Source organism: Streptomyces arenae (genome assembly GCF_022343545.1).
GTDB classification, from domain to species: domain Bacteria; phylum Actinomycetota; class Actinomycetes; order Streptomycetales; family Streptomycetaceae; genus Streptomyces; species Streptomyces humi.
In genome coordinates this window covers 349,835-373,536 of the sequence record NZ_JAKQYH010000090.1, presented here as the reverse complement: position 1 = coordinate 373,536, position 23,702 = coordinate 349,835, and the positions used below count along the sequence as shown (strand labels likewise).

Here is a 23,702-nt window from a genome sequence, read left to right as displayed (position 1 = left end):
GACATCCGCGACCCCCCAGGTCATGGCAGCCGGCCCGGCCGCCGACGACCTCGGCGGGATGGGACCGCTGGTCGCCCGGTTCGCCCGGGCCGGCCAGCGGCTGCGGCATGCCGACCAGGGCCGCCCCTGGGTGCTGGACACCACGGTGGTGGTGCTGGTCTTCCTGGTGTTCTGCCTGCCGGACCTGGTGCGGACGGCCGGTGGCGGCCATGACGGCGACGAGCCGCACCACCTGCGGCTGGCGTTCACGCAGCTGCCGGTCGCGGGCATGCTCGCCCTCCAGGCCGGGCTCGTGCTGCCGCTGCTGTGGCGGCGGCGCAGGCCCGCGGTGGCGTTCGGGGCCGTGGCGGCCGTCTTCGTGCTCCAGTGGTCGCTGGACGTGCTGCTGCGGGCGGACGTGGCGCTGTTCATAGCCCTGTACAGCCTCGCCCTGCACGGGCGGCCGCGGCAGCTGGCCCGGGCCTGTGGGGTCATGGCGGGCGCCATGGCACTGGTCGCGGTGCGGGTGTCGGCGGTGGTGTCGGTCTGGGACGCGCTGTTCTTCCTGCTGAGCACGGCGACCGCGGCGCTGGCGCTCGGCCTCGCGGTCCGTATCCGGCGGGCCCAGCTCGCGGGGCTGCGGGACCGGGCCACCCGCCTGGAGATCGAGCGCGACCAGCGCAGCAGGCTCGCCGCCGCGGCCGAACGCGCCCGGGTGGCCCGGGAGATGCACGACATCGTCGGCCACAACCTGGCCGTCATCATCACGCTCGCCGACGCGGGCGGCTATGCCGGCGCCGGCTCTCCGGAACGGGGCCGGGAGGCCCTTCGGCTGATCGGTGACACGGGCCGGCAGGCGCTGGGCGAACTGCGGCGGGTGCTCGGGGTGCTGCGGGAGGCCTCCGACGGCCCGCGCGGCGAACCCGAGCTCAGTCCGCAGCCGGGCCTGACGGACATGGACGCGTTGTGCGAGGGGGTAAGGGCCGCGGGCCTCGAGGTCCGCTACCGGACCGCGGGCGACGTCGAGACGCTGGACAGCGGGGTGCAGCTGGCCGTCTACCGCATCGTCCAGGAGGCCCTGACGAACACGCTCAAGCATGCGGGGGCCGGCGCCCGCGTGAACCTCGCGGTCGTCGTACGGGGGACGCGGCTGACCATCACGGTCCAGGACACCGGGCCCGCGGGCGGCGAGCGCCGTACCGGTCCGGCGAACGAGGAAGGGCACGGTCTGGTGGGCATGCGCGAACGGGCGGCACTCTACGGCGGGAGCCTCAGCGCGGGCCCCGCCGACGCGGGATGGACGGTCGAGGCCGTCCTCGACCTCACCCCTCAGGACGGTGTCCGGTGACGACCGTACTCATTGTGGACGACCAGCAGTTGCAGCGTTACGCCTTCCACCTGCTCCTCGACTCGGTCCCCGAGACGGAGGTCGTCGGCGAGGCCGCGCATGGTACGGAGGCGGTCCGCATGGCGGCCGAACTCCGCCCCGACGTCGTTCTCATGGACGTCCGGATGCCCGGCATGGACGGGATCGAGGCGACCCGCCGCATCACCGCCGCGGGCGACCGCTCCCGTGTCCTCGTGCTGACCACCTTCGACCTCGACGAGTACGTCCACGCGGCGCTGCGCGCCGGAGCCAGCGGCTTCCTGCTCAAGGACGCCCGCCCGGACGAACTCCTCGCGGGGATCCGGGCGGTCGCCGTCGGTGACGCCGTGATCGCGCCCGCCCTCACCCGCCGCCTCCTGCACGAGTTCTCCCAGGTCGTGCCGCCGGCCGCGGGCGATCCCGCCGGTGACCCGCGGCTCGGTGCCCTGACCGAACGCGAACGCGAGATCCTGGTGGCCATCGGCAGGGGCTGGAACAACAGTGAGATCGCCGCCCGCTTCGTCGTGTCCGAGTCCACGGTGAAGACGCACGTCGGCCGGGTGCTGGCCAAGATCGGCGCCCGCGACCGCGTCCAGGCCGTGATCTTCGCCTACGACCACGGCCTGGCCCGCCCCCACGCGGACTGACCCGTGCAGTGGCCCGTGAGGTCCGTGCGGGAGGTCCGTGATGTCTCGTATGTCATGGGACCCGGCCGTGCCGCGGGCCGCCCGGACGCATCCTGAGCGTCCCGGGCACCGCCTGAACCCTCCGGCGGGGCTATCGTCGGAATCACAGGCCAGGGCTGGGAGGACGGTCGGTGATGCCGCAGGACGAGGCCGTGATCGGCTGCATGGGGAAGGTACTCATCGGAACGCGTGGTTCCGGTGGTCCCGGTGAGGTCCTGGTGCGGGTCAGGGGCGGTTCGGAGACGTTCCTCGCCTGGTCGGAGGAGCCCCTGCCCGCGGGTGCGACGGTGCTCGTGATCGAATCACGGGGATGCCGCGCGGTCGGCGTCATCGAGTGGGTGGATCCATTGGACGCGCTCGGCGGGGATGCCGCCGACGCCGGCTGAGGAGTAACAGGAATGTTCGGATACCGCGTACCCGCTCCCGACGAGGCGATGCTGATCTCGGGGGGCAGGCGGGGACTGGGGGGCGCGCCGTTCCGAGTGGTCACGGGGCACGGGAAGTTCGTGCTGCCGGTCTTCCGGAAGGTCCGGTTCCTCACCCTGTCCATGTGCGAGTCCGAGGTCACGGAGACCTGCGTGACCCGGCAGGGCATCGCGCTGCACGTCCGCGCGGTCATCGCCTTCAAGGTGGGCAACGACCACGAGAGCATCATCAACGCCGGCCAGCGCTTCCTGTCGGACCAGGAGCAGATGTCGGTGCTCACCGGCCGGATCTTCGCCGGTCACCTGCGGGCCATCATCGGCTCGATGACGGTCGAGGAGATCGTCACCGAGCGGCAGAAGCTCGCGGCGGAGGTCCTGGACACGTCGAAGACGGAGATGGCGAAGATCGGCCTGATCGTCGACTCGCTGCAGATCCAGTCGATCGACGACGGCGACACCGGCTACATCGACGCCATGTCCGCGCCGCACAAGGCGGCCATCCAGCGGCAGGCGCAGATCGCCCAGGCGCAGGCAACCCAGGCCTCGGTGGAGGCGGAGCAGGTGGCGGCCCGCAACCAGGCCGAGTACGCCCGGCAGACCGCCATCGTCAAGGCCGAGTACTCGGCCGAGGTGGACCGGGCCCAGGCGCAGGCCGCGCAGGCCGGACCGCTGGCGCAGGCGCACGCCCAGCAGGAGGTGCTGGCCGCCCAGACGGAGCTGGCCCAGCGTCAGGCCAAGCTGCGCCAGCAGCAGTTGGTGGCCGAGGTCGTGAAGCCCGCCGAGGCGGAGGCCGAGCGGGTCAGGATCCTCGCGGCGGCGGAGGCGCAGCGGATGAGGATCCAGGCGGAGGCGGCCGCGTCGTACGACCGGGTGGCGCTCGACCGGATGCTGATCGACCAGCTCCCGCAGATCGTCAAGGAGGCCGCGGGCGGCCTCGCCGGCGCCAACGTCAACGTCCTCAACGGCGCGGACGGTCTCGGTGAGATCGCCGCCGGTCTCGTCTCCCAGGGCCTGACGATCCTCGACTCGGTCCGGCAGAACCTGAGCGGCGGCCAGGACTCCGACGGGCAGCGCTCCGAGGACGGCAAGGGCGGCAAGAACCTGCTGCAACTCCCCGGCGGCAAGGGCAGGAAGTCGGACGACGGCCCGGTGGACGTCGACTAGGGCCGGTACTCCGAGGCGAGCAGGCCGTAGAGGAGGTCGTCGGTCCACTCGCCCTTCATCCAGGTGCTCTGCCGGAGGTGGCCCTCGCGGCGGAAGCCGACGCGCTCCAGCAGGCGCGCCGAGGGGACGTTGCGGCTGTCGCAGTTGGCCGAGAGGCGGTGCAGGCCCTTCTCCAGCAGCAGCGACCGCGCCACCCGGGTCACCGCCTCGGTGGCGTACCCGCGGCCCTGGAACGCCGGGTCGAACGTGAACCCCAGTTCGGCCTGGCGTCCGTCCTCGGCGCGGCGCACCCCGATGTCCCCGATCAGGCCGGGGGCGTCCCGCAGTTGGACGGCGTACTGGAACCAGCCCGGAGTGCGGGGATCGCCCGCCGCGAACCCGGCCACGAGCCGTTCGGCCGCCGCCAGCGGTACCGGCCTCTCCCAGGACTGGTACCGGCTCACCTCCGGGTCCGAGCGGTACGCCGCCAGTGCCGGCGCGTCCTGCGGCCCGAACCTCCGCAGCACCAGCCTCGCCGTCTCCATACCCGCATCCTCTCTCTCGTCTCTCTTCGTCTCTCTTCTTCCGCTGTCGTCACCTTCCCGTCGCCGCCCGAAGGGCGGCCATGCGGTGCCAGGTGGGGCAGGGCTGGACCTAGGGCCGGTCGGGGATCGGTGTCGACAGGAGTGCGCGCAGTGGTGCCGAGGTGTGGGGGCCGGGGCGCCAGATGAGGGCCTTGGCGTAGGGGACGCGGGGGTTCAGCGGGACCGCGGTGACCCGGGGGTCGGCGGCGGCGCCCCGGGCGGCGGCGGCCGCCAGTGCGATGCCGACGCCCGCGGCGACCAGTTCGATCTGCAGGGCCACGTGGTTGGTGGCGTAGGCGGGCCGGAACGGCACGCCCGCCAGGTCGAACGCGGCGCTCAGATGGGGTCGCAGGCCGCTGTCGGGTCCGTAGGTGATCAGGGGGGTGTCGGCGAGCTGGGCGAGGCCCAGCTCGGGCCGCCCCGCCTCGGGCCGGTCGGCCGGCACGACCGCGACGATCTCGTCCCGGACCAGGACCCGGTGATCGAAGTCCGGGTCGAGGCCGCCGGGCGGCACGGCGACGAAGGCCGCGTCCAGGGAGCCCTGCCGGACCTGCGGGACCAGGCTGGCGCTGGTGCCGTCGACGAGGTGGACGTTGACGCCCGGGTACTGGCGGTGGAACGCGCCGAGCCGGGCTGGCAGGCCGCTGTGCTCGACGCCGTCGGCGGCCCCCAGCGAGAGGTTCCCGGTCAGCAGCCCGGAGCGGGCCGCGAACTCGGCCCTGGCCGCGGCGACCGCGCCGGTGACCGCCCGGGCGTGCGGCAGCAGCGCCTCGCCTGCGGCGGAGAGCCGGACGGTACGGGAATCCCGTTCGAACAGCGCCTCCCCCAGCTCCCGCTCCAGTCCGCGGATCTGCTGGCTGATCGCCGGTTGGGCGACATGGCAGCGGGCCGCGGCCCGGGTGAACGACCTCTCCTCGGCCACCGCGAGGAAGTACTGCAGGGTCCGGACCTCCATGGCCCCAGTGTACGACGCGCTGGCCTGCGCGTATTCCAATTTCTTATCGGTGGAGGAAGACCTAGGTCTTTGCGCTATCGATGGCTCCGGGCCCACCCTGGAGACACAGCCGAACGGCCCCCGAGCCGCACCCACGCCACGCCCGCTTCCGATAGGAGCCCCCCATGCCGCTGGTCCGTATCGACCTGATCAAGGGCCGCGACGACGCCCAGGTCCGGGCCGTCGCCGACGCCGTCCACACCGCCGTCGTCGACGTGCTCGGCATCCCCCCGCGGGACCGCTTCCAGATCGTCACCGAGCACGAGGCGGGACGGGTCGTGGCGCTCGACGCGGGGCTGGGCTTCGACCGCGGTGACGGCGTCGTCATGATCCAGATCTTCACCCAGGCCGGGCGCCCGACCGAGGTGAAGCAGAAGCTGTACGCCGCGATCGCCGCGTCGCTGGCGACGGTGGGGGTCGCCGGGGAGGACGTGTTCATCGGCTACGTCGAGAACACCGCGGCCGACTGGTCCTTCGGCTTCGGCCGCGCCCAGTACGTCGAGGGCGACCTGGGGATACCCGGCGCGGCGGCCTGAGCCGACGAGCCGCTCCCGCCACGCCGGACACAGGGACCGTCACCCCACGGCCTGCCCGCCGCTCCCGGCTCACGGCGGTCGTCCCCCTTCCGGGCCTCCGCGGATGCCCGTCGCGCGCCTCCGGGGTGAACTGGGAACCGGCCGGCCGGGACGAACGGAAGGCATCCCCGATGCGCGAAACCCCCGACACCCCCTCCCCCCGCTCCCGTCGCGCGTTCCTGCGCGACGCCGCCGCGGCCGGTCTGGTGACCGCCGTACCGGGTCTCGCGGTGTCGGCGTGCTCGGGGGCGGAGCGGACCGAGGCCGCGGCGGCCAGCCCCCACCCGGTCACCCCGGCCGCGAGCAGCCCGGCGGCGGGCCTGACCTCCAACGGCTACGGCCGCACCGCCGCCGACTACGCCAGGACCGGCCTCACCCCCGGCACCGTCCAGCAGTGGGAGGACGGCTTCCGCACGGCCGCCGCCAACGACGACCCGGACGTCTTCGAGTGGTGGTACTCGGACTTCACCGGGGACGACGGCACGGTCGTCTCCTTCACCCTGAGCACCCGCCTGGACGACGGCTTCGTCCCGGAGCCCGGCGAGGACCGCCGCAGGCCCAGGTCCGCGGTCATCGTCACCGACCCGGACGGCACGAGTCACGGCGGCACCCAGGAGTACGACTGGAGCGAGTTCTCGGCCGCCCGGGACCGCTGCGACGTACGGCTCGGGCCGTTCACCTTCACCGGCGACCTGAAGACGTACCGGATGCGGGGGCACTCCGGTGACGTCGGCGTCGACCTGACGCTGACCGGTCTGGTGCCGCCGTTCCGGCCGGGCACCGGTGTCATCTACTTCGGGGACACCGACGACCACTTCGGCTGGCTGTGCGTGGTGCCGTCCGGCACGGTCACCGGCTCGGTCACCGTGAACGGGAAGGAGCGCTCCTTCACCGGCCACGGCTACCACGACCGCAACTGGGGCAACCGCCCCTTCCCGTACTCCGTCGAGCACTGGCGGTGGGGCCGCGGCAGCGTCGGCCCGTACTCGGTGATCGGCGCCGACCTGCATCTGCGGGAGCAGTACGGCTCCGCGACGGTCCCCGTCTTCCTGGTGGACGACACGAAGGCCGGCAAGCGCCTGGTCGGCGCGTACGACACCCGGACGGTGACGGCCACCGAGTCCGCCCCGGTGCCGTACGACGACCCGGCCTACCCCCGCGACTACTACAGCAAGGTCCACTGGACCTACCACGACGGTGCCGACCGCGCCGACTTCACCTTCACGGACACCGGGCAGCGGATCGTCTCCCGGCACTACCTCACCTCGCCGACCGACGCCCAGCAGAAGGCCCTGGACCGGCTCGGCATCGACGAGATCTGGTACACCCGGTACGCCACGGACAACGACCTCACCCTGGCCCTCGCCACCACCCACGCCGCCGGCTCCGGCACGGGCACCCTGGAGGCCGCCCAGTTCGGCCTCGCCGACGCACCCCCCAGGACCGGTTCTTCCGCTTCCTGACGAACGAAAAACCCGGAACCACCGAACCGGAAGGCGTCCTCGGCAAGTGGACCGGCGCCTCGCCAGGTTGTGAGCGGTACAGAGCGTGTCGTTCGTGCGCCCCGCGACGTCGTCTCCGGGGCGAAGTGGTCCGCGCGCTTTCTTTGCACACTCCTGACGCCGGGGGCCGCATCCGGGTGGGCGCGCGCGGTGTCATCTTCCTTGTCCGGATTCCTGTCCGGGTTCTTGTCCGGATCACGTCGAGAACGGAGTGTGTGCCCATGGTCGGCGCCGTCGCAGGGGTCGTACTGGTGGTCGTGGTGGCCCTGCTCGTGCTGCGCAGCGGGATGCGGGTGGTCAACCAGGTCGAGCGGGGGGTCGTGTTCCGGTGGGGCAAGGCGCTGCCCGGGTACCGGCAGCCGGGGATCACCTTCCTCATCCCCTTCGCCGACCGGATGCGCAAGATGAACATCCAGGTCGTCACCATGCCGGTGCCCACGCAGGAGGGCATCACCAAGGACAACGTGTCGGTGAAGGTGGACGCGGTCGTCTACTTCCGGGTGACCGACCCGGTGCGCGCGGCCATCGAGGTGCAGGACTACGTCTTCGCCGTCGGCCAGGTCGCCCAGTCCTCGCTGCGTTCCATCATCGGCAAGAGCGACCTGGACGACCTGCTGACCGACCGTGAGCGGCTGCACGAGGGGCTGGCCCTGATGATCGACAGCCCGGCCGCGGAGTGGGGCATCCACATCGACCGTGTCGAGATCAAGGACGTACAGCTGCCGGAGTCGCTGAAGCGGTCCATGTCCCGGCAGGCCGAGGCCGAGCGGGAGCGGCGGGCCCGTGTCATCACCGCGGACGGCGAGTTCCAGGCCGCGCAGCAGCTCGCGAACGCCTCCAGGATCATGTCCGACACCCCCGAGGCGATGCAGCTGCGGCTGCTCCAGACCGTCGTCGAGGTCGCCGCCGAGAAGAACTCCACGCTGGTGATGCCCTTCCCGGTCGAGTTGCTGCGCTACTTCGACCGGGCCACCAAGCGGCTCGACCAGGAGGTCGAGAAGAACGACCGGGAGCTGACCGGGCCGGACGCCGCCGACGGTTCGGCCGCAGCCGCCGTCGACGGTTCGGCCGCAGCCGCCGTCGACGGTTCGGCCGCGCTCAGGGCCGGGATCGAGCAGATTGCCGCCGTCGCCGACAAGTTCGCCCCGCCTGCGGAGATCACACCTCCCGAGGGCACGGCCCCTGAGATCACGGCCCCCCAGATCGAGACCCCTGAAATCACGGCCCCGGAGACTACGGCCCCCTGAGATCACGGCTCCGAGGACGCCGGCGTCGGAGCGGGCCGGTTCCGGCGGCCGGCCGTAGCCAGCAGCAGCGTCACCATGAGTGACGTGGCCGCGACGAGCGTCATCGCGTGGGCGGGCGAGGTGAGTTGGGCCACCGAACCCGCCAGCGTGGCGCCCACGCCCTGCATGGTCAGCATGCCCGCCGAGTGCAACCCGAGGGCGTGGCCGCTGAGTTCGTCCGGGGTCAGGTCCATCAGCCGCTCCTGCTGGACCAGGCTCGCCCCGAACCCGACGGAGGCGACGGCGGCGCAGCCCGCGGCGAGCGCCAGCGGCGGGTGCGGGAAGAAGAACAGGTAGGGCGTGGCCAGGAGCAGCAGGAGCGGGGTCGCCGCCCGGCGGCGGACGGCCGGCGGCAGCAGCCGGCCGACGGTCAGGTCACCGGCGAGCATGCCGAGGGCCCCGCAGGCGAAGAGGGTGCCGGCCGACTCCGGGGCGTACGACACGTACAGCGACTCGCAGCCGACCACCAGGCCGTTGGGCAGCCACAGGCCGAGGTAGGTGAGCCGGCGCGGACGGGACGACCACAGCAGGGCGTTGGTGCGCCAGGTCGCCGCGACGGAGGGGCGGCCCGCGGACCGGGGCGGGCGGGCGCCCAGACCGCGGCGGATGACGACGGCGCCCGTCAGGTAGAGGGCGGCGGCGAGCAGCAGGCAGGTGCGCGGGGAGACGGCGGCGAGCAGGGCGCCGCCGGTCGCGTACCCGGCGATCTGCACCAGCCCGCTCATCATGTTGAACAGCGAACGCCCGGGCAGATAGGCGTCCTTGGTGAGGATCTCGGTCAGCAGCCCCCAGCGGACCCCGCCGCCGAGCGCGGCGACCAGGCCGAGCAGCAGGACGCAGCCGAGCAGCACGGCGGGCGGCAGGCCGGGCAGCGCCATGGCGGCGGTGACGACGGCGAAGGCGAGTGAGATCGCCGCGAGGGTGGTGCGGGGCGGCAGCCGGTCGGCGCCGGAGAGCAGGAAGGTCGCGCCGAGCACCTGGGCGAGCGAGGGGCCGAACATGCTGAGCGCGGAGAGCAGCGGGGAGCCGGTGCTGCGGTAGACGAGCGTGCCGAGGGCGAGGCCGCCGACGGTACCGCCGGCGTTGTGAGCGGCGGAACCGACGAAGAGGGGTGTGAACTCGGCGGTGCGGAACAGGGACCGATAGGTGCTGGACGAGGTGGGCGCTTTCGAATCTTCGGACGCGGTGGACGCGGTGGACGCGGTGGACGCGGTGAACCCGGTGGGCCCGGTGGACGCGGAGGTCATGGCGGGGAGTCTCGGGGGGAGGGTGAAGCGGGCGTTATTGTTTCTCGTGAGCGCGAAAGGTTGTCACGTGCGCTGGGGGTGTCGCGAAGGTGAGAGGGACTGGCGCCCGTTATGAGCCGCCCGCTCGCGAGAGGCTATGACGTCGGGCAGGGGCCCTCTCGACAGCGAGAGGCTCTAACTACCGGGAGACCTCATTGGGCTGGTGGGAGCTCAACGCGGACACGCTCGCCCGTAGCCGGTTCGTGCTCTCGCCGCTCGCCGAGACCTTCGCGAGCCTCAAGCTGCTGCACGCCCGTGTCGCCGCCCACCCCGGCGAGCGCCGCTGGCTGGACGCCCACCTGCCCGCCTACCGGGCGCGGCTCGCCGCCGACCCCGTCACCGCGCTGCTCGTCCGGGCCGGCCTGGGCCGCGAGTGGATCGCCGACTTCCTGACCCCCACCCCCCGCGACGGGGAGACCGCCGAGGCGGGCATCGCGCGGGTCCGGGCGGCCGCCGCCGACGCCGCCCGCGGGCACCTGCGGGTCTCCCTGCGCGGTCCGCTGCCCGCCGCCCTGGACCGCGACGACCTGCCCGGCCGGGCCGCGGACCTGCTGACGTGGGTGTGGGAGACGGCCGTACGGCCCGACTGGGACCGCCGGCGGCGGATCCTGGAGGCGGACGTGGTGGCCAGGACCGCGCAGGTCAGCCGGGGCGGCTGGGCCGACGTGCTGGACTCGCTGCGGCCCGGCCGGACCCGTTGGCTCGGCTCCAACCGGCTCCAGGTCAACCTGCACGAGTACCCGCCCCGCGCGATCTCCGGCGCGGACCTGCTCCTCGTCCCGGTCACGCCGAAGTACGGGTGGGTGTCCTGGGAGGAACCGGACCGCTACGCCCTGGTCTACTCCTGCGCCGGCGCCCTGGCGGACCCGGCCCGGCAGCGGGTGCCGGCCGCCCTCACGGCGCTGCTGGGCGCCGCCCGCGCCGGGGTGCTGGTCCTGCTGGCCGCGCCGATGAGCACGACCCAGCTGACCGCGGTGACCGGGCAGGGGCTGGGTTCGGTCGGCCGGCATCTGAAGGTGCTGCTGGACGCCGGGCTGGTGGAGCGGCGGCGGGCCGGACGGTCGGTGCTGTACTCGCGGACGGTGGCCGGGGACGCGGTGGTGGAGGCCGGAACCCGGGGCGCCACCTGACGGAGTTAGCATCCGGCCATGACGACTACTGAGAACAACGGATCCGTGCTCGATGTCGAGATCGGGGCGCTGCAGGGCGGCTCCGCGGACCTGGGCCGTTACGCCGGCCAGGCCGTGCTCATTGTCAACGTGGCCTCCAGGTGCGGCCTGACCCCGCAGTACGGCGGCCTGGAGAAGCTCCAGGAGCAGTACGCGGCGCAGGGCTTCACGGTGCTCGGGGTGCCCTGCAACCAGTTCCTGGGCCAGGAGCCCGGCAGCGCCGAGGAGATCGCCGAGTTCTGCTCGGCGACGTACGGCGTGACCTTCCCGATGACCGAGAAGATCGAGGTGAACGGCGAGGGCCGGCACCCGCTGTACGAGCGGCTCGTCGGGTTCGCCGACGGCGAGGGGCACACCGGGGACATCCGCTGGAACTTCGAGAAGTTCCTGATCGGCCGGGACGGGCGGATCGCCGCCCGGTTCTCGCCGAAGACCGAGCCGGAAGCGCCGGAGCTCGTGGCGGCCGTGGAGCGGGCCATCGGCTGAACCGTCCGGGGCCCGGTTGACCTTGCCCCTGGGGCAGGGCGGAGTCTCCTGGTCACCGGGCGGAGAGGAACCGCCCGGTGACGGAGGATGCGGCCGTGGAGGACGCCGTGGACGAGGAACTGCTCACGATCGGCGCGTTCGCGGCGCGGTCCCGGCTCTCGGCGAAGGCCCTGCGGCTGTACGACCGCCTCGGACTGCTGGCCCCGGCGTACGTCGACGGGACCACCGGCTACCGCTACTACCGGGCCGGCCAGACGGAGCGTGCCCGGCTGGTGGCGCTGCTGCGCCGGCTGGACATGCCGCTGGCGGGGATCGCCGAGGTGGTGGAGGCGGCCGACGGGGAGCACGGGGAGACCGCCGCCGGGCTGCTGGCCGCCTACTGGGCGGACGTCGAGGAGCGGTTCGCCGGGCAGCGGTCCCTTGCCGCGTACCTCCGTGGACAGCTTTCCGGGAGGAGTTCGGAGATGGGTGAGTCGTTCGCGGTGGAGACGGTGCGGGTGCCGGCGCAGGTGGTGATCACCGAGACGCGGCACAGTCTGGCCGACGAGCTGCCGGCCTGGATCGGCGCCTCCCTGGGCCGGCTGGAGGCGGCGGCGGGCGAGTGCGGGGGCGTGGCCGGGGTGCCGTTCGTCGTGTACCACGCCGAGGTGTCCATGGAGAGCGACGGTCCGGCGGAGGCCTGTGTCCCGGTGGCGGACGAGGCGGCGGCCCGGGCCTGGGCGGAGCGGCACGGGCGGAGCTGGCAGACGCGGGTGCGGGTGGAGCCGGCGCGCACGCTGGCGTACACCAGGATCCGCAAGGCGCAGGTGGCCAATCCGCAGATCATGGCGGCCTTCGAGGCGGTGGAGCGGTGGATCGCCGGGCAGGACGGGCTGTCGTACGACGGTCCGTGCCGGGAGGTCTACTTCGCGGACTGGGACGCGGCGGGACCGGAGGACCCGGTGTGCGATGTCGCCTTCCCGGTCCGCCGGTCGGAAGGCTGACCGGAGGACCGGAAGGCCCTTGCGCACAAGCCGAGCCCCCTCGGCAAGGACGGCGAGCTAGTCGAGAGGGCTCTGTGCGTGACGCTTGTGCAGTTGTCGTGGTCGGAAACCCGAGCGGTGGGTCAGCGCATGCCCCCTACGCCTTGACCGAGGCCACGAAGGTGTTCCACGCGTCGGCCGGGAACGCGAGGACCGGGCCCTCCTCGACCTTGGAGTCGCGTACGGCGAGTCCCGCGGTCGTCGGCGACTTGACCTCGACGCACGCCCCGTTCCCTGCGGAATAGGAGGACTTCGTCCACGTCTCCGTGGCGCCCTGAAGCAGTGCCATGTCCACTCCTGTAGCGAGTTGCTGTGGTGCTTGGTGTAGTGCGATTCACGCCAACCTTTCTGACCGGTTGGCGTGATCGACGCTACTAGGCAACTTCCCCACCTGGAGTACCCGTTCACTCGACCGGATGGCATATTCCAGAGGAGACTTCCGCTGGAGCGTGTCCTCCGTGTACCATCCGCCGCTCACACCTCAAGGGGGCTCAGCGGGCGTACTCCTTGGCCGCGTCGGCGATGAACTGGCGGGACTGCTCGACGTTCAGCGACTGGGCCCGCAGGTGCTCGTACATCACGGCGTACTTCTGCACGTCGTGGGCCTTCTCCAGGTACAGGTCGCTGGTGACGCCCTCCAGGTAGACGACGCTGGAGTCGGCCGCGTCGGCGAACTCCAGGATCGCGTACTGGCCGTTGAGGCCGGGATGGGCGCCGCACTCGAAGGGCAGCACCTGGACGGTGATGTGCGGCCGCTGGGACATCTCCAGCAGGTACTCCAGCTGTTCGCGCATCACCAGCCGGTTGCCGACCAGCCGGCGCAGCGCGGCCTCGTCGAGGACCACCCAGAGGCGGAGGGGGTTGTGTTCGGCGGTGATACGTTCCTGTCGGCGCAGCCGGACCTGGACCCGCTTCTCGATGTCGGCGGCGGAGGTCTCCGGCAACGCGCCCTGCACCAGGGCCTCGGCGTACGCCCGGGTCTGCAACAGCCCGGTGACCAGCTGGGGTTCGTACACCCGCAGCGACTCGGCGTCGGTCTCCAGACCGATGTAGACGCTGTATGGGATGTCGCCGAACGCGTGCCACCACCCCTGCTGCCGCGAATCCCTGGCCATCTCCATCAGGGAGTCGACGACCCGCTGGTCCTCGACCTCGTACACCCCGCACAGGTCGCGGACGTCGCGCTGGCTGATGCTGCGCCGGCCGTTCTCCAGCCGGCTGATCTTCGACTGGGAGACGAGCAGCCGCTCGGCCACCTCCTCCGCCGTCATGCCCTTGAGCTCACGGAGCCTGCGGAGCTCCTGGCCCAGCCGGCGCCGCCTGACGGTGGGATTGACATTGGACGCCACGGGACGTGCACCTCCGGCTGCCTGCCTGTAACTACCACTTTGCGTATCTGCTGTTGAGCAGACTGCCACCAAGGTGCTTCCTACCGCTGGGAAACACCGGATATGCGGCGCGTACGCGTCAGTTCGGGCGCGTTCCGGATTCTCCGGACCCGGGGCCGGAAGACGGCCGAGCGGGACGGCGAGGCGCGTACTGCGTACGCCTCACCGCCCCGCTCGGACCAGCGGCTCCCGAACCGGGTCTCAGGGGTGCTGTGTTGCCGGTCGTCGCTGCCGTGGCACTGCGGCTCAGTGCACCACGGCACGTGCCATCGCGCCCCGGCGCGGCTGCATCGGAACACCGCGGGCGGGTTCCGGGGCACCGGGCCTGGCTCCCGGACCGGCCGGAGCCGGCGCCGGGTTGCGGCGCGGCTGGGCGCCGGCGCCGTTCTGCACGTCCATGACGGCGTGGGCCACGAGCCCACCCATCGGGTCGTGCCGGATCAGATCCCGCAGCCGGGACCGAGAGGACCGCCCCTCGTTCCCCGGATACAGGTGCTTGCCGAGGCCGACCGCGTGGGCCAGGGCGGCGAGCGCCGCGGTCCGCGGGTCCGGCGGTACGCCGGTGCGGATCGCCGAGTCCAGCCGGGAACGGATCTCCCGGGTGATGGCGTTGTCCGTCGCCTGGTAGCGAGTCGTCGGCAGCACCCCGCACATCTGCCCGGCCACGGCGGCGACCATGCCGCACCGTTCGAGATGCGAGAGGTAGACCTGACGGAGCCCCAGGCGGGGTCCGCCGATCCAGTGCACAGCCCGCACGGGAGCGCCACGCCTTCGCAGCAACTCCAACGCGCAGTCCAAAGTCGGATCTCCAGTCGGCCGTGGCTGCACCACGGCGATACGATCCCCGTCTGGGGCTATCCGTCCGGCCAGCGCCAGCTCCACTAGCTGTGCTCCGGCCAGACCGAGGTCGAGCGACTGCGGCTGCGCAGTGGTACCCGTGGCCGGGTCCAGTGCCAGCAGCAGAAGCTCCTCCGGAATCGTTCTGCGGCTCCTGCCCATCCATGCCTCCCCGCGTGGATGAATGACAGGGTGACCCCTCTCACATTGGTCTGTCGAGGGTGCGTGACCGGTTCGTAGTGGAACCGGTAGGTATGTCGTTCTCGTCTACCGCAGGGGCTAAGCCCGCACACAGGACACTGGTACATGGTTCGGACAGCGCACGGAGACGTGCGAAGCGTGGAGGAGGCATCGGTGGCGGGCGAGTCCCCCGACAGGTCGAAGCAGCGCGAGTCGTCGGCGGAACCGACGTCGGGGAGCGCGGGTTCGGTTCCCGAAGCACGCGATCCGCGACTGGCGGTGGCCGCCGAGAAGGAGACGGCCGGCGGTGTGGACACCGCGACCCGGGTCTTCTCGGTACGGGACCCGAAGCCGGCCGGCGAGGACGACACGAAGCTCCGCGCGGCGGTGGCGGCGTGGGTGCGGACCTCCGACGAGAACCCGGAGGAGCCGGCCGACGGCGACCCCGAGGGCGCGGCGGGACCGGAGGCGGCCGAAGAGGGCCCCGAGAAGGGCTCCGAGGGCCCTCAGGAGGGCCGGGAGACCCCGGAGCCCTCCGAGGCGCCGGAGACCCCCGACACGGCGCCCGAGGCAACGACCGGCTCGAAGGAGACGGCCCCCTCGGAGACGCCCGAGCCGGAGGACGCCCGCCCGGCGGCGGCGCCCGAGGCGACGAACGCGCCCGAGGACGCACCGGAGCCCGAAGCCGCCGACGCGGAAGGCAAGTTGAAGCCCACGGCCGAACCCGAGGACGCCAAGCCCCAGGTTGAGCCACAGCCCACGGCCGACCCGACGGACGCGAAGCCCGCGAACCAGGACGAGACCGACGCCGAGCCCGAGGACGCCAGGCCCGCGGACCAGGACGGCGCCAAGGCCGAGCCCGAAGACGCCGAACCCCGGGACGACTCGCAGGCCACGACCGAACCCGAGGACGCCGGACCCGAGGACGCCGAACCCGCGGACCAGGACGGCGCCGACGCCGAGCCCGAAGACGCGAAGCCCGCGAAGCCCGCGAACCAGGACGAGACCGACGCGCACCCCGAGGACGCCAAGCCCGCGGACCAGGACGACGTCAAAGCCGAGCCCGCGGACGCCGAGCCCGCGGACCAGGGCGGGGCCGATGGCGAGGATGGCCCGCAGGGATCCGCCTCGGCTGACAACGATGGCCGGGGCGCGGCGGTGGATCAGCCGACCACCACGCTCAAGGCTCCCCGCGCCACGCGCCCGTCGCAGGTCGACCAGCCCACCACCATGCTGAAGCTGGGCGGCACGCCCAAGCCCAAGACCGGTGAGGGCGACGCCGAACGCACCAGCAAGTTCGTCGCCCTCAAGTCGGACATAAAGCCGGACATAAAGCCGGTCGCGACGCCGGAGGCCAAGCCGGGTGCGAAGCCGGAGGCCAAGCCGGGCGCCGCTCCCACGGGCAGGCCCGAGACGGACTCCGCCACCCGTACCACCGTCATCCCCCAGGTCGGCCCCGAGCGCACCACCCAGCAGCCGCTTCCCCCGAAGCCCCCGCTGGACCTGCTCGCCGAGCTGACCAACACGCCCCGGCCGCCGGAGACCCCGGTCAGGACCGCGATCCGCCGGGTCAAGATCTGGACGCCCCTGGTCATCGTCCTCCTGATCATCTTTGCGGTCGTACAGAACTTCCGTCCGCTCCCCCAGCCCACCCTCGGCCTCACCGCGAAGGACACGTACACCTTCGACGGTGGCAAGGTGGACATCCCCTGGCCGGCCGAGGGCCAGGCGGCGCTGGACGTGCAGGGCATCGGCTCGTTCGGTTCCTCCGGCGCCCAGAAGCCGGTGCCGATCGCGAGCGTCGCCAAGGTGATGACCGCGTACATCATCCTGCGCGACCACCCCCTGAAGAGCGGCGCCGCCGGCCCGAAGATCAAGATCGACCAGGCCGCCCAGGACCAGGCGAACGCAGGCCAGGAGTCCACCGTCGACGTGACGGCCGGCGACTCGATCACCCAGCGCGAGGCCCTGGAGTCCATCCTGATCGCCTCGGCCAACAACGTGGCCCGCCTGCTGGCCCGCTGGGACGCGGGCAGCGAGAAGTCGTTCGTGGCGAAGATGAACACCACGGCGAAGCAGCTCGGCATGACCAACACGACGTACACCGACCCGTCGGGCCTGACGAACTCCACCGTCTCCACCGCCGTGGACCAGGTGAAGCTGGCGAAGGCGGCGATGGCGAGCGAGCCCGTGTTCCGCGAGGTCGCCGCGATGATGTCGTACGACGACTACAAGGGTGTCAACCACGGCAACTGGAACCAGCTGGTCGGCCACAACAACGTCGTCGGCATCAAGACCGGCACCACCACCTCCGCCCTCGGCAACCTGGTCTTCGCCGCGAAGAAGGACGTGAACGGCGAGACCCGCACGGTCATCGGCGCGGTGATCCGGCAGCCGGCCAACGCCGGCAACGGCAACAGCATCCTCAAGGCCGCCCTCAACGCCGGCGACCAGCTGATCCAGGCCGCGCAGGGCGCGCTGAAGGCGGCGACCATCTACCAGAAGGGCGCCGTCGTCGGATACGTGGACGACGGTCTCGGCGGCCGGACCCCGGTCGTGGCGACCAAGGACGTCACCGCCGTCGGCTGGTCCGGGCTGAAGGTGAAGCTGACGTTCGCCGCCGACGACGTACCGCACACCGCGAAGGCGGGCACCAAGGTCGGCACCCTCACCGTGGGTGACGGCTCGGGTTCCGCCGTCCAGGTCCCGGTGGCCCTCCAGAAGGATCTGGCCGAGCCCGGGTTCACGAGCAGGCTGACCCGTCTCGGCTGACCCATAACGCACATACCGTCACCGCACCCCGCCGATGGCGGCCCACCCCAGGGCCCCGTGGCGGGGTGCGTGCTAGCGTCACGAATCGGGGCAGGTCGCCGGTCGCCGGGACACGGCCGCGAACTGGACGGGAAGCGGCCGGTAACACCGTGGAACGCGGCCGAGAACAGAAGACGGGACACGGGGAGTGCCTTCAGGTGGCCACAGCGGAGCCGACACGCGCCGACGACGCCGATCCGGGCCCGGTAGCCGGCCCGCGAATAGCCCTGCCGTCCGCGGCCCCGGGCGTCGCGGCCGACCCGGCCGGCACGGAAAGTGACAGTCGCACGGCAGGCCCGGGAAGTGACAGTCGCACGGCAGGCCCGGGAAGTGACAGTCGCGCAGCCGGTCCGGGCAGTGACAGTCGCGTCGCGCGGCTGCTGACGGCCGCCGCGCGGCTGCTGACGGCCGCCGAGCCCCTGCGCCGGCGGCTGCTGCGCCACCCGGTGCTCTCGGTCACCGTCCTCGCCGGGATCCTGCACGTCATCTGGTTCTTCACGTTCGCGAACAGCGGCGGGGACCTGGCGGCGCAGGACGCGTGGGCCGAGTTCGTCGGCCGGCACCCGGACTCGGCGTACAACCTCGCCTGGTACGGCGGTATGCACCCGGTGTCGTACAGCGTGGTGTCGCCGTACCTGATGTCGGTGCTCGGGGTCCGGACGACGATGATGATCGCCGGCACCGTCTCGGCCGGTCTGCTGACCCTGCTGCTGATCCGCAGCCGGGCCGTGCGGAACCCGCTGTGGGCCGCGCTCGCCGGGGTCTTCGCGCTGATCTGCAACGCGGTCTCCGGACGGGTCACCTTCGGGCTCGGCACGATGTTCGCGCTGGCGTCGGTCGGGGCGGTGTTCTGCTGGCCGCACCGCTGGCGTTTCAAACGGTGGGCGAAGGCGCTGGTCGCGGCGCCGCTGGCGGCGCTCGCCACCATGTCGTCGCCGGTCGCCGGTCTCTTCGTGGGCCTGGTGGCGGTCGCCCTGTTCCTGCAGAAGCGGCGGCCGGGCGCCTGGGCGCTCGGGCTGGCGCCGGCCGCCGTGGTCGCCGTCTCCGCCTGGCTGTTCCCGTTCTCCGGCACCCAGCCCATGACCATCGGTTCGGTGGTCATGCCCCTCGCCTACGGTCTGCTGTGCCTGTTCCTCGTCCCCAGGGAGTGGAAGACGGTCCGGCTGACGGCCGCCGTGTACAGCCTCAGCGTGGTGCTGGTGTGGCTGGTCAGCTCGCAGATCGGTTCGAACATCTCGCGGCTGCCGATGATGTTCGCCGGCGCGACGCTGATCGCCGCGCTGCCGTACACGGTGCCGCGCTCGCGCAAGTACTACGTCACGGTCCTCGCCTTCCTGGGTTTCGTCGGCTGGATCGGCTTCAAGTCGGTCGACGACATCCTCCACACCACCCCGGCCGCGTCCTGGGCCCGCGAGCTGGCCCCGCTCGTCCACCAGCTCCAGCAGGTCGGCGCCGAGAAGGGCCGCGTCGAGGTGATCCCGGCCCGCTCGCACCGGGAGGCGTCCGCGCTCGCGCCGTACGTCAACCTGGCCCGCGGCTGGAACCGGCAGGCCGACATGGAGCGCAACCCGCTCTTCTACGACGACACCCTCAACTCCGCGAACTACCACGAGTGGCTCCAGCGGTGGGCCGTCCACTTCGTGGTGCTGCCCAAGGACGAGCCCGACGGCGACGGCGGCGAACGGGAACGGGCCCTGGTGCAGCGCGGGATGCCGTACCTGAAGCAGATCTGGGGCGACGCGAACTGGCAACTGTTCCGGGTCACCGACCCGGTGCCGCTCGCGGAGCCCAACGCCTCGGTGGACAGCGCCGAGCAGGGCGAGCTGACCATCGAGGTGCGCAAGGCGGGCCGGATCCTGATCCGGATCCCGTACTCGCCGTGGCTCAGCATCGTCGACGCCGAGGGCAAGAGCCTGAAGGCCCCGCAGGAGACCCAGGCGTCCAAGCACCGGGCCGACGGCGAGCCGAAGACGTACGTCAACGTCAACGGCTGCCTCGCGGAGACACCGGAGGACGCCAAGGGCGACCGGTGGACGATGCTGCTGGCGCCGAAGGCGGGCACCTACCGGCTGGCGGCGCCGTACCAGCTGCCGCGCGGCACGCCCTGCCCCGACGAGCTGAAGTGACCGCCGCCGGGAGCGACGCACGACCCGCTTCGCTCCCGGCTGCCGCGGTGACCTGAGTCCGTTCACGTACCGGTCCGTCCCCAGGACCGTCGGGACGAACGGCACGCCCGCACAGGCAGGTGTTAGCCTCATGCGGCTGTGCTCGGGGGGACGGCCGGGGGACCGGGAAGACATTCCACCGTTCATGTGACGTGCGCCTGTTGGGCCGTCGTCGTCCCGTCATGCTCTGCCTTTGTCACGACCACAGGCCTGGGAGCCGACGTTGGCCAGACGTACCACTGTCCGCGGGGTCATAGCCGCACTGGCGGTCCTCGCCGCGACTGCCGGAGGGATCACCGGCGCGGCCACCGCCTCCGCCGGCACGGCCCTCGCGGCGGAGAAGGTCTTCCAGTCCAACCGTTACGCCCCGCGCGCGGACCGGATCCGCAGTGCGGGGCCCAGTGGCTATCTGCATGCCCAGGAGGGCCGTTCCGGCTACCTGTGGACGTCGTACGCCACTGGCGCGACGACCGGACTGGGCGACCTGCCCTTCCTGGAGATCCCCGGATACCTGGGCTCGTCGTCCGACGTCGTCGCCGAGGTCGTCTCCCCCACCGAGAAGGTCGTCCTCAAAGACATGGCGGCCGGTACCAGCACGGACGTCGCCCTCACCCACGGCGCATACCAGGCCACCTTCGGCACCCACGTGCTGACCCAGGCCCGTGACACCGCCGGCAACCGCACACCGTGGCTCTACGGCGCGGGCGAGCCCGCCGGCGGCACCCCCGTCGAGGGATGGCCGACCGGCGTCACCACCAACTTCACCGTCCTGGGCGGTGACAGCACCACCGCCGTCCTCGACTACGCGCAGCCCAGCGGCGTGCAGCACCTGGTGCTGGTCGACCTGGCCGGCGCGAAGGTCACCGGCGACGTGGCCGTGAACGCCGTGCCGACCGGCGTCGCGCTGAGCGCTGACCGGCTGGTCTGGTGGTCCGGCCTCTGGTCCGCCCACGTCCTGGACCGCGCCGATCTCTCCGCCCCCGCAACGGCGCTGAAGCTGCCCGGCGCGGAGGGCACCCCGTCCGTGGGCATCGCCGGGAACTGGCTGGTGGTGGCCCGTTCCGTGCCGACGAGCCCGCAGGACTGGGCCGACAAGTCCGGCGAGCCGCTGACGGCCCTGCCCCTGAGCGGCGGCGACCCCATCACCCTGCTGCGGCACGCGAACCCCTCCCTGGTCACGACGTCCTGACCTCGCCGGGAGACGTGAACGGCGACGGGCGGCCCGACCTCATCGCCCGCAACAGCTCCACCGGCGCCGTGTACCTCTACAAGGGCACGAGCGCGGGCAAACTGTCGGCGCGGGTGAAGCTCTACGACAACTGGAAGACCTACAAGAAGATCGTCGGCGTCGGCGACTTCAACGGCGACGGCCGCGGGGACCTGCTGGCCCAGGACAGGTCGAACACCTTGTGGCGGTACGACGGGAACGGCACCGGCGGCTTCAAGGCGCGGGTGAAGGTCGCCACGAACTGGGGCTCGTCGTACAACGTCGTCGTCGGCGTCGGCGACATCACCGGCGACGCCAGAGCGGACATCATCTCCCGGGACACCTCGGGCGCGGTGTGGCGCAACACCGGCAACGGCAAGGGGTCGTTCGGGGCCCGTACAAAGATCGCGACCGGGTGGCAGGGGTACAAGGGCGTGTTCTGAGCGGACTTGGGCCGAGACCCGTCGAATCCCGGGCGACCACCGTGAAGCCGTGCGGTGGCCGCCCGGAGAGGCACCGAACCAGGCTTGCCGGTTCCGGCTCACCGCAGCTCGTCCACGTAACGGTCCGTACCGGGAACCGTTGGTATGAACGGTGCGACGAATTGCACGTCGCCCAGCCCGGAGGCCGCGACCGCCGTGTCCAGACCGGTGAAGCGCTCGTGCCAGTGCTCGCGGGGATCGTCCTGAAGGAACCACAGCAGGGTCAACCGGGTTCCCACCCCGTCGACCTGCTTGACGTAGGTCATCCGGTCCAGGGGCAGCGGCGTCGGCGCGAAGACGGTCACCAGGGCCGCGGGCGAGCCCTCCAGCCGTTCCGGAAGATGGTCGTCGCGCAGCCACGCGAGCAGGTCACCGCGTTCGCCGGGGGAGTTGGCGTCGATGACCTGGACGACGAGCCCGGCGTAGGGGTGGTCCAGGGCGTGGATGTCACGGGGACCCTGCCCGCCGTCGCGGTAGACGGTCAGGACGTGGTCCTGGAAGGCGGTGAAGACGTGTGTACGGTCCTGGAAAACCCGGTGGTCACGGTTGAGACGCTTGTTGATGCTGACGGTCCACCGCATGTGGTCGTCGTAGCGGCCGGCGGTCATCCAGTAGACGGAGATGTAGCACCCCGCCGTCACAGGCTGCGCGACAGCGGACTTCTCGGGGTAGCGCAGGAGCTGGAGGTCCCGGGTGGCGACCCAGCGCCGGCCCGCGTACATCCACGGCATGGCCATCGCGCCGGCGATGAAGTGGTCGTCTTCGTACCAGCGGTTGTACTGGCGTTCGTGGCCCGGGTGCGGCTCGACCATGGTGATCAAGGCGTGTCCGAGGTCGGCTCCGTAGGGGCCGACGGCTGCCAGTTCCGCATAGGTGCGGCTGCGGGTTTCCTCTGCGTGCGTCGCGTCGTCCGTCATGGATCCGGTCTAGCTGACTGCGCGTCAGATTGCGAGAGAGCGGCCGGGCCGGTCGAGGTTGTGAAGACATTGTTTAACTGGCAAGAAATTGACGCGCGTTGTCGGCGCTGGCGAGAATGCGGATCACCTCGCTGTGACCAGAGCGAGTGCAGTGACGCGAGGTTGAGCCACGCCGTCTTCCGTTGGCCTGTGCACACCCCTCACGCACGACCACCTCCCACACCTAGTTTCCGCAAGGGCACACCGTGACGCGCTTCTCCCGCTCCAGAACGTCGGCCACCCTCGCCGCGACGGCCTTCCTCGCCACCGCGCCCCTCGCCGGGGCCACGACCGCGAGTGCCACCACCGCGAGTGACTGCCGGACGGCCACCGTGCAGTACCGCATCGTCGACGCCGACGGAAACCCGGTCGGCGCCGACTGGACCTCCCAGGGCGGTTTCCACCAGTGGGACTCCGTCCCCGGCACGGTCGAGGTGCGTCTCGCCCCCGGGCAGGACGTCGGCGCCGGCTGCACGTACCCGGTGTCGCTGGCCGAATACACCACCGAGGGCTCCAACTGGTACACCTCCGGCCACCAGACGCTCGTCGACCACGCCACGGTGTACCTCACCGCCGACGACGTCGCGGGCGGCGACGACGCCAAGCGGACCTGGCAGAAGCTGGCCGTGAAGAGCCCCGACTGCTTCGGGCAAATCGACCTGTACGGCGACGACGTCGTCTACGACGGCAAGTCGGGGGACGGCCACGGCCCCGCACCCTACGAGCCCGGCAACGTCGTCACCCCCTACCACCTCATAGCCGCCTGGAACGGCGGCGACAAGGCGTGCACCCCCGACCAGCCGGAGTCCCCCACGCCCTCGGCGTCGACACCGGCCAGCCAGCCGCCCGCCCCGGAGACCTCCGCACCGGCCACCCCGACGCCCTCCACCCCCGCGTCCTCCACCCCGCCGGCCTCCTCCTCCACCCCGCCCACCACGTCCCACGTGCCCCCGATGAAGACGCCGCCGCCCACCACCCCGGCACCCTCCCCCAGCACCAGCACCCCGCCGCTGGCCGAGACCGGCGCCAGTTCCTCGACGCCCCTGATCGCCGGCGGCGCCGCCCTGGTGATCGCGCTCGGCGCCGGCACGCTCTTCGCCACCCGCAGGGCCCGCAAGTCCTGAGCCTCTCCCGAGGCCGACCGCACATCCGACGGCTCCGCCCCCAGGGCGG

At 71.9% G+C, this 23,702-nt stretch carries 22 protein-coding genes; 15 read left to right on the top strand and 7 right to left on the bottom strand.

Going from position 1 to position 23,702, the window contains the following annotated elements; genetic code table 11:
- Nucleotides 1-22: 22 nt before the first annotated feature.
- From MB828_RS43755 to MB828_RS43740, 4 genes are all read left to right on the top strand, one after another.
- Nucleotides 23-1,327 carry a sensor histidine kinase gene (locus tag MB828_RS43755; protein WP_301653033.1) on the top strand — a complete coding sequence of 435 codons (1,305 nt, stop codon included), beginning with the start codon at nt 23-25 and terminating at the stop codon, nt 1,325-1,327.
- On the top strand, nt 1,324-1,992 hold the full coding sequence (locus MB828_RS43750) for a response regulator (protein WP_301653008.1): 669 nt from the start codon (nt 1,324-1,326) through the stop codon (nt 1,990-1,992). Before MB828_RS43755 ends, MB828_RS43750 begins: the two co-directional genes overlap by 4 nt.
- Nucleotides 1,993-2,165: 173 nt before the next feature.
- On the top strand, nt 2,166-2,417 hold the full coding sequence (locus tag MB828_RS43745; RefSeq protein ID WP_046733657.1) for a hypothetical protein: 252 nt from the start codon (nt 2,166-2,168) through the stop codon (nt 2,415-2,417).
- A gap of 12 nt (nt 2,418-2,429) precedes the next feature.
- The gene (locus MB828_RS43740) at nt 2,430-3,620 is read left to right on the top strand and encodes an SPFH domain-containing protein (protein ID WP_301653007.1); all 1,191 of its coding nucleotides are present in this window, start codon (nt 2,430-2,432) and stop codon (nt 3,618-3,620) included.
- On the opposite strand, the gene MB828_RS43735 is transcribed toward MB828_RS43740, so the two are convergent.
- Nucleotides 3,617-4,144 carry a GNAT family N-acetyltransferase gene (locus MB828_RS43735; protein WP_301653006.1) on the bottom strand — a complete coding sequence of 176 codons (528 nt, stop codon included), beginning with the start codon at nt 4,142-4,144 and terminating at the stop codon, nt 3,617-3,619. The genes MB828_RS43740 and MB828_RS43735 overlap by 4 nt on opposite strands.
- Nucleotides 4,145-4,253: 109 nt before the next feature.
- On the bottom strand, nt 4,254-5,138 hold the full coding sequence (locus MB828_RS43730; RefSeq protein WP_301653005.1) for a LysR family transcriptional regulator: 885 nt from the start codon (nt 5,136-5,138) through the stop codon (nt 4,254-4,256).
- Nucleotides 5,139-5,302: 164 nt separating this feature from the next.
- Here MB828_RS43730 and MB828_RS43725 point away from each other — a divergent pair, with 164 nt between their 5' ends.
- The 3 genes from MB828_RS43725 to MB828_RS43715 all read left to right on the top strand — a co-directional run bounded on the left by MB828_RS43725 (nt 5,303) and on the right by MB828_RS43715 (nt 8,501).
- Nucleotides 5,303-5,713 carry a tautomerase family protein gene (locus MB828_RS43725; protein WP_301653004.1) on the top strand — a complete coding sequence of 137 codons (411 nt, stop codon included), beginning with the start codon at nt 5,303-5,305 and terminating at the stop codon, nt 5,711-5,713.
- Nucleotides 5,714-5,883: 170 nt separating this feature from the next.
- Nucleotides 5,884-7,215, top strand: a complete 1,332-nt coding sequence (locus MB828_RS43720) for a lipocalin-like domain-containing protein (RefSeq protein WP_301653003.1) — start codon at nt 5,884-5,886, stop codon at nt 7,213-7,215.
- 260 nt (nt 7,216-7,475) lie between these two features.
- Nucleotides 7,476-8,501 carry a slipin family protein gene (locus tag MB828_RS43715; protein ID WP_301653002.1) on the top strand — a complete coding sequence of 342 codons (1,026 nt, stop codon included), beginning with the start codon at nt 7,476-7,478 and terminating at the stop codon, nt 8,499-8,501.
- Nucleotides 8,502-8,503: 2 nt separating this feature from the next.
- Here the strand turns inward: MB828_RS43715 and MB828_RS43710 are convergent, their stop codons facing one another.
- Nucleotides 8,504-9,787, bottom strand: coding sequence for an MFS transporter (locus MB828_RS43710; RefSeq protein ID WP_301653001.1), 1,284 nt, complete (start codon nt 9,785-9,787; stop codon nt 8,504-8,506).
- A 194-nt stretch (nt 9,788-9,981) separates the two neighbouring features.
- On the opposite strand from MB828_RS43710, the gene MB828_RS43705 reads away from it, so the two are divergent.
- The 3 genes from MB828_RS43705 (at nt 9,982) to MB828_RS43695 (ending at nt 12,464) form a co-directional block, all read left to right on the top strand.
- A complete protein-coding gene (locus MB828_RS43705) occupies nt 9,982-10,956 on the top strand; it encodes an ArsR/SmtB family transcription factor (protein ID WP_133026547.1) in 975 nt (324 codons plus the stop codon).
- An 18-nt stretch (nt 10,957-10,974) separates the two neighbouring features.
- Nucleotides 10,975-11,481: a glutathione peroxidase gene (locus MB828_RS43700; RefSeq protein WP_133026548.1), complete on the top strand. Its 507-nt coding sequence runs from the start codon at nt 10,975-10,977 to the stop codon at nt 11,479-11,481.
- Nucleotides 11,482-11,558: 77 nt separating this feature from the next.
- Entirely contained in the window at nt 11,559-12,464 is a 906-nt protein-coding gene (locus MB828_RS43695; RefSeq protein ID WP_301653000.1) for a MerR family transcriptional regulator, read from the top strand.
- Nucleotides 12,465-12,600: 136 nt separating this feature from the next.
- Here MB828_RS43695 and MB828_RS43690 read toward each other — a convergent pair whose 3' ends face one another.
- The 3 genes from MB828_RS43690 to MB828_RS43680 all read right to left on the bottom strand — a co-directional run bounded on the left by MB828_RS43690 (nt 12,601) and on the right by MB828_RS43680 (nt 14,890).
- Nucleotides 12,601-12,792, bottom strand: coding sequence for a DUF397 domain-containing protein (locus MB828_RS43690; protein ID WP_046733666.1), 192 nt, complete (start codon nt 12,790-12,792; stop codon nt 12,601-12,603).
- A 202-nt stretch (nt 12,793-12,994) separates the two neighbouring features.
- Complete coding sequence (locus MB828_RS43685) at nt 12,995-13,852, bottom strand: helix-turn-helix domain-containing protein (protein WP_046733667.1); 858 nt, start codon at nt 13,850-13,852, stop codon at nt 12,995-12,997.
- Nucleotides 13,853-14,137: 285 nt separating this feature from the next.
- Entirely contained in the window at nt 14,138-14,890 is a 753-nt protein-coding gene (locus MB828_RS43680) for a GOLPH3/VPS74 family protein (protein ID WP_301652999.1), read from the bottom strand.
- Between the two features lie 177 nt (nt 14,891-15,067).
- Between MB828_RS43680 and MB828_RS43675 the strand changes: the two genes are divergently transcribed.
- The 4 genes from MB828_RS43675 to MB828_RS43660 all read left to right on the top strand — a co-directional run bounded on the left by MB828_RS43675 (nt 15,068) and on the right by MB828_RS43660 (nt 21,534).
- A complete protein-coding gene (locus MB828_RS43675; RefSeq protein ID WP_430381515.1) occupies nt 15,068-17,680 on the top strand; it encodes a D-alanyl-D-alanine carboxypeptidase in 2,613 nt (870 codons plus the stop codon).
- Between the two features lie 197 nt (nt 17,681-17,877).
- On the top strand, nt 17,878-19,845 hold the full coding sequence (locus MB828_RS43670; protein ID WP_301652998.1) for an MFS transporter: 1,968 nt from the start codon (nt 17,878-17,880) through the stop codon (nt 19,843-19,845).
- Nucleotides 19,846-20,107: 262 nt separating this feature from the next.
- The gene (locus MB828_RS43665; RefSeq protein ID WP_301652997.1) at nt 20,108-21,073 is read left to right on the top strand and encodes a hypothetical protein; all 966 of its coding nucleotides are present in this window, start codon (nt 20,108-20,110) and stop codon (nt 21,071-21,073) included.
- Between the two features lie 14 nt (nt 21,074-21,087).
- Nucleotides 21,088-21,534, top strand: a complete 447-nt coding sequence (locus MB828_RS43660) for an FG-GAP repeat domain-containing protein (RefSeq protein WP_343236250.1) — start codon at nt 21,088-21,090, stop codon at nt 21,532-21,534.
- 98 nt (nt 21,535-21,632) lie between these two features.
- Here MB828_RS43660 and MB828_RS43655 read toward each other — a convergent pair whose 3' ends face one another.
- Entirely contained in the window at nt 21,633-22,490 is an 858-nt protein-coding gene (locus MB828_RS43655; protein WP_301652996.1) for a hypothetical protein, read from the bottom strand.
- A gap of 245 nt (nt 22,491-22,735) precedes the next feature.
- Between MB828_RS43655 and MB828_RS43650 the strand changes: the two genes are divergently transcribed.
- Complete coding sequence (locus tag MB828_RS43650) at nt 22,736-23,653, top strand: LAETG motif-containing sortase-dependent surface protein (RefSeq protein WP_301652995.1); 918 nt, start codon at nt 22,736-22,738, stop codon at nt 23,651-23,653.
- Nucleotides 23,654-23,702: the final 49 nt, after the last annotated feature.

Excerpts from the sequence above, each read along its gene's own strand:
- MB828_RS43755 (WP_301653033.1), top strand. The coding sequence starts at position 23 with ATGGCAGCCGGCCCGGCCGCCGACGACCTCGGCGGGATGGGACCGCTG.
- MB828_RS43745 (WP_046733657.1), top strand. The coding sequence starts at position 2,166 with ATGCCGCAGGACGAGGCCGTGATCGGCTGCATGGGGAAGGTACTCATC.
- MB828_RS43740 (WP_301653007.1), top strand. The coding sequence starts at position 2,430 with ATGTTCGGATACCGCGTACCCGCTCCCGACGAGGCGATGCTGATCTCG.
- MB828_RS43735 (WP_301653006.1), bottom strand. The coding sequence starts at position 4,144 with ATGGAGACGGCGAGGCTGGTGCTGCGGAGGTTCGGGCCGCAGGACGCG.
- MB828_RS43730 (WP_301653005.1), bottom strand. The coding sequence starts at position 5,138 with ATGGAGGTCCGGACCCTGCAGTACTTCCTCGCGGTGGCCGAGGAGAGG.
- MB828_RS43725 (WP_301653004.1), top strand. The coding sequence starts at position 5,303 with ATGCCGCTGGTCCGTATCGACCTGATCAAGGGCCGCGACGACGCCCAG.
- MB828_RS43720 (WP_301653003.1), top strand. The coding sequence starts at position 5,884 with ATGCGCGAAACCCCCGACACCCCCTCCCCCCGCTCCCGTCGCGCGTTC.
- MB828_RS43715 (WP_301653002.1), top strand. The coding sequence starts at position 7,476 with ATGGTCGGCGCCGTCGCAGGGGTCGTACTGGTGGTCGTGGTGGCCCTG.
- MB828_RS43710 (WP_301653001.1), bottom strand. The coding sequence starts at position 9,787 with ATGACCTCCGCGTCCACCGGGCCCACCGGGTTCACCGCGTCCACCGCG.
- MB828_RS43700 (WP_133026548.1), top strand. The coding sequence starts at position 10,975 with ATGACGACTACTGAGAACAACGGATCCGTGCTCGATGTCGAGATCGGG.
- MB828_RS43690 (WP_046733666.1), bottom strand. The coding sequence starts at position 12,792 with ATGGCACTGCTTCAGGGCGCCACGGAGACGTGGACGAAGTCCTCCTAT.
- MB828_RS43680 (WP_301652999.1), bottom strand. The coding sequence starts at position 14,890 with ATGGGCAGGAGCCGCAGAACGATTCCGGAGGAGCTTCTGCTGCTGGCA.
- MB828_RS43655 (WP_301652996.1), bottom strand. The coding sequence starts at position 22,490 with ATGACGGACGACGCGACGCACGCAGAGGAAACCCGCAGCCGCACCTAT.